The 261-nt window shown below is 41.8% G+C and carries 1 protein-coding gene; it reads right to left on the bottom strand.

The features are described from left to right. Positions 1–61 precede the first annotated feature (61 nt). On the bottom strand, positions 62–261 hold a 200-nt coding region (locus EYW48_RS21755; protein WP_346780443.1), incomplete at its 5' end, for a hypothetical protein.

The following is a 261-nucleotide window of genomic DNA, read 5'->3' as shown; positions in this document are numbered from 1 at the left end:
AAACCAAGAAACTTGCCTGTTTTACGGTTTGAGTTAACCAAGAATTTGAGGGTAAAAATGCTCATTTGCCGACAATACAAAACGAATGGCCGGAGAAATCCCAAAAGATTGAACCCCTAAATTTACCCTGAGTTGCATAACGCCCAATTAAGTGGTGAACAACGCACTGACCAAGTCGCTGCATTGCACCGTAAAACACTTTACCTGACGCATAGTAAAACTGCCACGCGTTGAGAATCCACTTGAATTGATTGTTATGTG

The sequence above is a fragment of the Vibrio sp. 1180_3 genome (assembly GCF_029478545.1).
In the GTDB taxonomy this organism is placed as follows: domain Bacteria; phylum Pseudomonadota; class Gammaproteobacteria; order Enterobacterales; family Vibrionaceae; genus Vibrio; species Vibrio aestuarianus.
Note: the sequence above shows the minus strand (reverse complement) of the source record. Positions and strands in the feature narration are given on the sequence as shown.